The sequence below is a fragment of the Streptomyces sp. NPDC004838 genome (genome assembly GCF_053600955.1).
In genome coordinates this window covers 539,937-548,000 of sequence record NZ_JBSGAW010000001.1, presented here as the reverse complement: position 1 = coordinate 548,000, position 8,064 = coordinate 539,937, and the positions used below count along the sequence as shown (strand labels likewise).

At 70.6% G+C, this 8,064-nt stretch carries 8 protein-coding genes; 3 read left to right on the top strand and 5 right to left on the bottom strand.

The genetic code is table 11. The annotated features are described in order from the left end of the window. Positions 1-109 precede the first annotated feature (109 nt). Entirely contained in the window at positions 110-1,141 is a 1,032-nt protein-coding gene (glpX, locus tag ACWEFL_RS02280; protein WP_451706128.1) for a class II fructose-bisphosphatase, read from the bottom strand. Positions 1,142-1,271: 130 nt separating this feature from the next. On the opposite strand from glpX, the gene ACWEFL_RS02275 reads away from it, so the two are divergent. Next, entirely contained in the window at positions 1,272-1,817 is a 546-nt protein-coding gene (locus tag ACWEFL_RS02275) for a DUF4245 domain-containing protein (RefSeq protein ID WP_451706197.1), read from the top strand. 77 nt (positions 1,818-1,894) lie between these two features. Here the strand turns inward: ACWEFL_RS02275 and ACWEFL_RS02270 are convergent, their stop codons facing one another. From ACWEFL_RS02270 to ACWEFL_RS02255, 4 genes are all read right to left on the bottom strand, one after another. Continuing rightward, the gene (locus ACWEFL_RS02270) at positions 1,895-2,485 is read right to left on the bottom strand and encodes a malonic semialdehyde reductase (protein WP_451706125.1); all 591 of its coding nucleotides are present in this window, start codon (positions 2,483-2,485) and stop codon (positions 1,895-1,897) included. Positions 2,486-2,640: 155 nt separating this feature from the next. Continuing rightward, positions 2,641-2,880 carry an exodeoxyribonuclease VII small subunit gene (locus ACWEFL_RS02265; protein WP_451706122.1) on the bottom strand — a complete coding sequence of 80 codons (240 nt, stop codon included), beginning with the start codon at positions 2,878-2,880 and terminating at the stop codon, positions 2,641-2,643. Between the two features lie 77 nt (positions 2,881-2,957). After that, entirely contained in the window at positions 2,958-4,166 is a 1,209-nt protein-coding gene (gene xseA / locus ACWEFL_RS02260) for an exodeoxyribonuclease VII large subunit (RefSeq protein ID WP_451706119.1), read from the bottom strand. Positions 4,167-4,420: 254 nt separating this feature from the next. Continuing rightward, positions 4,421-5,809: an APC family permease gene (locus tag ACWEFL_RS02255; protein WP_451706116.1), complete on the bottom strand. Its 1,389-nt coding sequence runs from the start codon at positions 5,807-5,809 to the stop codon at positions 4,421-4,423. A gap of 139 nt (positions 5,810-5,948) precedes the next feature. Between ACWEFL_RS02255 and ACWEFL_RS02250 the strand changes: the two genes are divergently transcribed. Together ACWEFL_RS02250 and ppgK are read left to right on the top strand one after the other, a co-directional pair. Beyond that, positions 5,949-6,962, top strand: a complete 1,014-nt coding sequence (locus ACWEFL_RS02250; protein ID WP_451706115.1) for a 4-hydroxy-3-methylbut-2-enyl diphosphate reductase — start codon at positions 5,949-5,951, stop codon at positions 6,960-6,962. Between the two features lie 30 nt (positions 6,963-6,992). Further along, positions 6,993-7,736 carry a polyphosphate--glucose phosphotransferase gene (ppgK, locus tag ACWEFL_RS02245; protein ID WP_451706113.1) on the top strand — a complete coding sequence of 248 codons (744 nt, stop codon included), beginning with the start codon at positions 6,993-6,995 and terminating at the stop codon, positions 7,734-7,736. Positions 7,737-8,064 lie beyond the last annotated feature (328 nt).

Sequence of the window (8,064 nt, the reverse complement as noted above, 5' to 3'; positions counted from 1 at the left end):
GCCGTTCTGCTGCTGCTCGCCTCGTTCATCATGCTCGCGGCCATGATCATCGCGTTCGCCGGGGCGGACGCCGTCCGGGGCAGAACCGAGCCACAAAAAAGGGAAATCCCTACTGCGCGCGGTCGAAGTCGATCTGGCTGTACGCGCGCAGCTTCGACAGGCGGTGCGTCGAGTCGATCTGACGGATCGTGCCCGACTTCGAGCGCATCACCAGGGACTGCGTGGTCGCCGTCTCGGCGCGGTAGCGGACTCCCCGCAGCAGTTCGCCGTCCGTGATGCCGGTGGCCACGAAGAAGACGTTGTCACCCCGGACGAGGTCGTCGGTCGTCAGGACACGGTCCAGATCGTGGCCCGCGTCGAGGGCCCGCTGCCGTTCCGCTTCGTCCTTCGGCCAGAGCTTGCCCTGGATCGTGCCGCCGAGGCACTTGATCGCGCACGCGGTGATGATGCCCTCCGGCGTGCCGCCGACCCCCATCAGCATGTCGACGCCGGTGCCGTCGCGTACGGCCATGATCGCGCCGGCGACGTCGCCGTCCGAGATGAACTTGATGCGCGCACCGGTCTCGCGGATCTCCTTGACCATGCCCTCGTGACGGGGGCGGTCGAGGATGACGACGGTGACGTCCTCGGGGGACGAGTTCTTCGCCTTGGCGACCCGCCGGATGTTGACCGAAACCGGGGCGTTGATGTCGACGAAGTCCGCGGCCTCCGGGCCGGTGACCAGCTTGTCCATGTAGAACACCGCGGACGGGTCGAACATCGCGCCGCGGTCGGCCGCCGCCAGGACCGCGATCGCGTTCGGCATGCCCTTGGCGGTGAGGGTCGTACCGTCGATCGGGTCGACGGCGATGTCGCACTCGGCGCCGGTGCCGTCGCCGATGTGCTCACCGTTGAAGAGCATCGGCGCTTCGTCCTTCTCGCCTTCGCCGATGACGACGACGCCGTTCATCGAGACGGTGTGGACGAGGGTCCGCATGGCCTTGACAGCCGCGCCGTCCGCGCCGTTCTTGTCACCGCGTCCGACCCACCGGCCGGCCGCCATGGCGGCGGCTTCGGTGACCCTGACGAGTTCCAGAGCGAGGTTGCGGTCGGGGGCCTCGGGGGAGACCTCCAGCTGGGACGGCATGTTGTGCTCGGTCATCGGAGCGCACCTTTCTGTACGACGACGGCCGGATGAGGGTGAGATGACTCTATCCGCAGGTCGACAAAATGAGCAGAGGGGCCCACGTTTGAGCGCGCGTGCCTGATGCGACCATGGGGGCGTGGCAGGTATGCGAGGCAGACAGACCGTACGGGACATGGTGCTGTCGATGGCGGTCATCGGAGCCGTCGTCGCGGTGATCTACATGTTCATTCCGCACGACGAGGATCAGGACCCGATCCGAGCGGTCGACTACCGGGTCGAACTGGTGACGGCCCAGCGGGCCGCGCCGTATCCGGTGCTCGCGCCGGAGGGACTGCCGAAGGGGTGGAAGCCGACCTCGGTCTCGTACGCGCGGGCCGACGGCAACGCCTGGCATCTCGGATTCCTCGACCCGAACCGCGAGTACGTCGCGATCGAGCAGTCGACCCAGCCCAGCGGCAAGTACATCCCGGCGGTCACCCGGCAGGCCGAGAACACCGGCGAGACGCACCTGGTGAACGGCGAGCCGTGGCAGCGCTGGGAGGGTGAGAAGTACGACGCCCTGGTGCGGGTCGCCGAGGACGCGACGACCGTGGTGACCGGGACCGCGCCGCTGGCCAGCCTGACGGAGATGGCGGAGGCGCTGGAGGCCGGGAAGCCGCCGTCGCCCACGCCGTCGCCCACCGGTTCGTAGGGCGTCCGGATTCCGTTACGCGAGCCGGCCGCCGCACTCCTCCGGGTGCGGTGGCCGGCTCGCGCGCCGTCGGACGGTCAGACGGTGGTCACCACGGACTCGTACGGGAGACGCGGCGAGCGCGGGAAGGCGGCGTCGGGGCCCGGCTTGCCGATGTTGACGATCATCAGCGGGGTGTGGTCGCCGTCGAGGAACTCCTTCTGCACGCCGACGGCGTCGAAGCCGGTCATCGGGCCGGCCGCGAGACCGGCGGCGCGGATGCCGACGATGAAGTACGCGGCCTGGAGCGCGCCGTTGAGGCCGGCGTTCTGCTCGCGGACCGGGCGCTCGGAGAAGAACAGCTCCTTGGCCTGCGGGAAGTGGGGGAGCAGCTCGGGGATGTCCTCGTGGAACTCGTTGTCGGCGGCGAGGATCGCCACCAGCGGGGCGGAGCCGGTCTTGGCCTGGTTGCCTTCGGACATGTGCGCCACCAGGCGCTCGCGGGCCTCCCCGGAGCGGACGAGGACGATGCGCAGCGGGTTCTGGTTGAAGGCGGTCGGCCCGAATTTGACGAGTTCGTAGATCGCCTGGACCTGCTCGTCCGTCACCGGCTCATCGGTGAAGGTGTTCGCGGTGCGGGCATCGCGGAACAGGAGGTCCTGGGCGGTGGGGTCGAGGACGAGGGTCATTCTGGCGGTACCTTCCGGGTCTGGAGCGTGGGGGGATCGAACGACGGATCCAACGCGCACCCAGTAGATTAAATTTCAACTATCCGGAAAGTGTGGATCACCTCACAGGGACCCCGGCAGGTGAGAGAAGGCCGGTCCTCCGCCGCCGACCCAGGTCAGTCCTCTTCCTCGCCCGCCTCCTGGCCGCCGTCCCCGCCCGCCAGCGCCGCGTCGAGCCGGGCGCGGGCGCCCTCCAGCCAGTGGCGGCAGACCTTCGCCAGCTCCTCGCCGCGCTCCCAGAGCGCCAGTGACTCCTCCAGCGTGGTGCCGCCGGCCTCCAGCCTGCGGACGACCTCGATCAGCTCGTCGCGCGCCTGCTCGTAACCGAGCGCCGGCCCGTCCGTCTTGGCAGCCATGTGATTCCTTCCTGTGACAGTGATGAGTGGGTTCCGGTGGGCGGGAGGCCCGGCGGGCTCCTCCATGCCCCGGCGGGCTACTCCATGACGCGTACCGCGAACTCGCCCTCGGACACCCTCGCCCGCAGTTCGTCGCCGGCCGTCACGTCCTGGGGCGAGCGCACCACGGCGCCGTCGGCGCGTTGGAGCACCGCGTACCCCCGCTCCAGCGTCGCCGCGGGCGAGAGCGAGACCACCCGCGCCCGTGTGTGGGAGAGCTCCGACTCCGCACGGTCCAGCAGATGCCCCAGCACCCTTCTGCTCCGGGCGGTCAGGGCGTCGATCTCCGCCTCGCGCTCGTCCACCATTCGTGAGGGCCGCTCCATCGACGGGCGGCCCAGCGCATGGGCCAGCCCACGCTCCTCGCGCTCCAGCATCGCCCGGACCGTCCGCAGCGAACGGTCGCGGAGCTGCCGCACCCGGTCCATCTCCTCGCCCACGTCCGGCACGACCTTCTTCGCCGCGTCCGTCGGCGTGGACGCCCGCAGATCGGCCACCAGATCGAGCAGCGGCGAGTCCGGCTCATGCCCGATCGCCGAGACCACCGGCGTACGGCACCCGGCGACGGCCCGCACCAGCGACTCGTCCGAGAACGGCAGCAGATCCTCCACGCTCCCGCCGCCGCGCGCGACGATGATCACATCCACGTCCGGCAGGTCGTCCAGTTCCTTGACCGCCTGGACGACCTGCGACACCGCGTGCATGCCCTGCACCGCGACATTGCGCACCTCGAAGCGGACGGCCGGCCACCGCCGCCGCGCGTTCTCCAGCACATCGCGCTCGGCGGCCGACGCCCGGCCGCAGACCAGGCCCACGCGCTGCGGCAGAAACGGCAGCGGCTTCTTGCGGTCGAGGGCGAACAGCCCCTCCGCGCCCAGCGCCCGCTTGAGCTGCTCCAGCCGTACGAGCAGTTCGCCGACGCCCACCGGCCGTATCTCCGCCGCCCGCAGCGACAGCTGCCCCCGTGGCGCGTACCACTCCGGCTTGGCGTGCACCACGACCCGCGCACCCTCGGACACCACGTCGGCGACGGCGTCGAAGACCTGCCGGAAGCAGGTGACGCTGACCGAGATGTCGTACGACGGATCGCGCAGGGTCATGAAGACGACCCCCTGGCCCGGCCGCCGTGACATCTGGGTGATCTGCCCCTCCACCCAGACCGCCCCGAGACGGTCGATCCACCCTCCGATGAGCCGGGACACCTCGCCGACGGGCAGAGGGGCTTCCGCGGACGTGTTGAGAGCCATACGGGGGAGCGTAACGGCCGGGTACGACAGCGGAAGCCCGGCGCGGCGTCCGCCGTTCCGGCGCTCCACCCCACCAGGCCCCTCGGACACCCGGGTCACGCCCGGCCGCGCGGATTCGGGCCGCCCGCCGGGAAACCGGGAGCCCGCAGGAACGCCGCGGAGCCCGCCGCGGAGCCCGCCGGGGAACACGTCCGGCGGGTTCCCTGGCGGGGTACGCGCTCCGCGCCCGGAACGCGTATCCCGCCCTACCCGCCCTACACAGGCGTGGCCCGCCGCTTCCTCTGCACCGCCAGGACCACCAGTCCCACAGCCAGCCAGACCGCGCCCACCACCTGCGCGGACCCCGCCGCCTCCACGATCACCGCGACCAGGATCGCGGCGCCCACGACCGGCACCACCAGATGGCGCAGCCACTCCGGCCGCCCCTCCATCCGCCGCACCACGAACCACCCGACCACGCTCGCGTGCAGCAGGACGAACGCCGTCAGCGCCCCGACGTCGACCACCGACACCAGATGGTCCAGCCCGTCGGGCCGCCGCGCCGCCCACACCGCCGCGACCAGGGTGACCACGGCCGCCAGCAGCAGCGCCCGGCGCGGAACACCCGAGTCCGTACGGGACAGGGCGCGCGGCAGCCGGCGGTCACGGGCCATCGCGAACAGCAGCCGACCTGCGGCGGCCTGCCCCGCCAGCGCCGCGAACGCCGCGCCGATCGCCTTGCTGACCGCGATCAGATCGTGCAGCCACGCCCCGACCGAGGCGTCCACGGCGTCGTAGAAGGCCGCGCCCTGCTTCTCGGGCCGCGCGGCCAGCTCCGCCGACGACAGCGGTTCCAGCAACGCCACGAGATACGTCTGCGCCACAAAGAGGAAGCCCGCGAGTACCAGGCAGAACAGCACCGCCCGAGCCACCTTCCGCGAACCACCCGTCACCTCCTCGGCGAAGGAGGCGATCGCGTCGAAGCCGAGAAACGACAGCACGGCCACCGACACCGCGCCCAGCACCGCCGCCAGGGAGAACGTCAGATCACCCGTCAGCGGCGAGAGCCAGTCCCGCTGCGCCCCGTTCCGTACGAGCACCGCCACCGCCGACACCATGAACACCAGCAGCACCAGGGTCTCCATCACCAGCACGGCGAAGCCCACCCGCGCGGCGGCCCGGACACCCCAGAGGTTCAGCAGCGTGGTCACCACCACCGCGATCGCGGTCCACACCCACCGGTCCACCTCCGGAACCAGCGCCTCCATCGCGATCCCGGAGAAGAGATACGCCACCGCCGGGATCAGCAGATAGTCGAGCATCGCCATCCACCCGGCGATGAAACCGGGCCCCTGCCCGAGCCCCTTGGAGGCGTAGGCGAAGACCGAACCGGCCTTGGGCGCGACCCGCACCATCTGCGCGTAACTCACCGCGGTGAACGCCATCGCGATCGTGGCCACGGCGTAGACGAGGGCGACGGCACCATGGGATTTCGCGTCGAGGGCGCCGTAGACGCCGACGGGCGCCATCGGGGCGATGAACAGCAGTCCGTAGACGACGAGGTCGCGGAAGCCGAGAGTCCGCCGCAGCCCGCCACCGCCGTCACCTGCGGCGGCTTCCCCGTTCCCGCTGTTCCCCGGCCCCGGGGCGTGCACCGTCGTCATCCGGCCCTCCGTCCGTCGCGTACCCCCGTGTACCCCCGCGCGGCAGCCCGCCGCCGCGCCCGCACGACCACCCGCACGGGCGTCCCGCATCAGTGTTCCCCCAGGTGGTGATCTTCCGCCTCTTCTACGCGGCCTTACGATGGGAGGCATGACTGCTACGCCTCCGGCCCGTCGCGTCCTGCTCGCCGCTCCTCGTGGTTACTGCGCGGGCGTGGACCGCGCCGTGATCGCCGTCGAGAAGGCCCTTGAGCAGTACGGCTCACCGATCTACGTCCGCCACGAGATCGTTCACAACAAGTACGTCGTACAGACCCTCCAGAAGAAGGGCGCGATCTTCGTCGAGGAGACGGCGGAGGTCCCCGAGGGGGCGATCGTCATGTTCTCCGCGCACGGCGTCGCCCCGGTCGTCCACGATGAGGCGGCCCAGCGCAGGCTCGCGACCATCGACGCCACCTGCCCGCTCGTCACCAAGGTCCACAAGGAAGCGGTCCGCTTCGCGAACGAGGACTACGACATCCTGCTGATCGGCCACGACGGCCACGAGGAGGTCATCGGCACCTCCGGCGAGGCCCCCGACCACATCACGCTGGTCGACGGCCCCGACGATGTGGCGAAGGTCGAGGTGCGCGACGAGTCGAAGGTCGTCTGGCTCTCCCAGACCACGCTCTCGGTCGACGAGACGATGGAGACCGTCGACAAGCTGAAGGAGAAGTTCCCCCAGCTGATCTCCCCGCCCAGCGACGACATCTGCTACGCCACCCAGAACCGCCAGATCGCGGTCAAGCAGATGGGCGAGGACGCGGACCTGGTCATCGTCGTCGGCTCGAAGAACTCCTCGAACTCCGTACGGCTCGTCGAGGTCGCGCTGGGCGCGGGCGCCGGAGCCGCCCATCTGGTCGACTTCGCGGACGAGATCGAGGAGTCCTGGCTGGACGGCGTTCACACGGTCGGCCTCACCTCCGGCGCGTCCGTGCCCGAGGTGCTGGTCGAGGGGGTGCTGGAGTGGCTGGCGCAGCGCGGGTTCGAGGATGTCGAGCTGGTGAAGTCGGCCGAGGAGTCGATCACCTTCTCGCTGCCCAAGGAACTGCGGCGCGATCTGCGGGCGGAGGCGTCGGCGCTGATGGCGAAGGCGGCAGGGGCCGTTGACGAGTGACGGTCGGCCGCTGCCCGTAACGTGGGGTCCATGAGCAACGTGTTCGGAGTGGACATCGGTGGATCGGGCATCAAGGGCGCTCCCGTGGACCTTGAGCGCGGCGAACTGACCCAGGAGCGCCACAAGGTACTGACCCCGCACCCGGCGACGCCGGACGCCGTCGCGGACGGCGTCGCCGAGGTGGTGAGGCACTTCGACTGGTCGGGGCCGGTGGGGATCACTTTTCCCGGCGTCGTCACGAGCGGTGTCACCCGCACAGCGGCCAACGTCGACAGGGGCTGGGTCGACAAGGACGCGTCCCGGCTGCTGAGCGACCGCCTCGGCGGTGTGCCGGTCACCGTGCTGAACGACGCGGACGCGGCCGGCGTCGCGGAGATGACCTTCGGCGCGGGCCGGGGCCGCAAGGGCACGGTGATGATGCTGACGCTCGGCACGGGCATCGGAAGCGCGCTCTTCATCGACGGCCGCCTCGTGCCCAACACGGAGCTGGGGCATCTGGAGCTCCACGGCCATGAGGCGGAGAAGCAGGCGTCCACCAAGGCCAAGGAGGACGAGAACCTCAGCTGGCACCACTGGGCCCACCGCGTCCAGAAGTACCTGGCCCACCTGGAGATGCTGTTCTCCCCGGAGCTCTTCATCCTGGGCGGTGGCGTGAGCCGCAAGGCGGACAAGTTCATCCCCCATATCGAGGGCGTCAGGGCGGAGATCGTCCCGGCGGAGCTCCAGAACAACGCGGGCATCGTGGGCGCGGCGATGGCTTCCACGAGCAGATAGGGCGATGGCTCCCAGGAGCGGATAGCCCGAGCGGATAGTCCGAGCGGGTGGCCACGCGCGGTTACGGCGCGTTCGGCGCGGATCCCGCTGCCGAGCGGCGAGCGCCGCGTCGGCGTCCTCGGGCCGTAAGGACATCGCACCAAGCCCGGTCAGCCCGCGCTCAGCCCGAGTGGACAGCCGCGCTCAGCCCGAGCGGACGGCCCCGGAGCCGCCGAGCCACCGCTTCTCCGCTCCGGCCTCCGCGGTCTCCGGCCCGTGGGGTGCGAACGGGAACGTGCCGTGCCACTCGCCCGTAACCCCATGAGCTACGAGCGAGGGCGGGCCCGCG

What these genes read in the sequence shown, in the direction of transcription:
- ACWEFL_RS02265 (WP_451706122.1), bottom strand. Translation starts at nt 2,880, where the DNA reads ATGGCTGCCAAGACGGACGGGCCGGCGCTCGGTTACGAGCAGGCGCGC.
- xseA (WP_451706119.1), bottom strand. Translation starts at nt 4,166, where the DNA reads ATGGCTCTCAACACGTCCGCGGAAGCCCCTCTGCCCGTCGGCGAGGTG.
- glpX (WP_451706128.1), bottom strand. Translation starts at nt 1,141, where the DNA reads ATGACCGAGCACAACATGCCGTCCCAGCTGGAGGTCTCCCCCGAGGCC.
- ACWEFL_RS02255 (WP_451706116.1), bottom strand. Translation starts at nt 5,809, where the DNA reads ATGACGACGGTGCACGCCCCGGGGCCGGGGAACAGCGGGAACGGGGAA.
- ACWEFL_RS02270 (WP_451706125.1), bottom strand. Translation starts at nt 2,485, where the DNA reads ATGACCCTCGTCCTCGACCCCACCGCCCAGGACCTCCTGTTCCGCGAT.
- ppgK (WP_451706113.1), top strand. Translation starts at nt 6,993, where the DNA reads ATGAGCAACGTGTTCGGAGTGGACATCGGTGGATCGGGCATCAAGGGC.
- ACWEFL_RS02250 (WP_451706115.1), top strand. Translation starts at nt 5,949, where the DNA reads ATGGGAGGCATGACTGCTACGCCTCCGGCCCGTCGCGTCCTGCTCGCC.
- ACWEFL_RS02275 (WP_451706197.1), top strand. Translation starts at nt 1,272, where the DNA reads ATGCGAGGCAGACAGACCGTACGGGACATGGTGCTGTCGATGGCGGTC.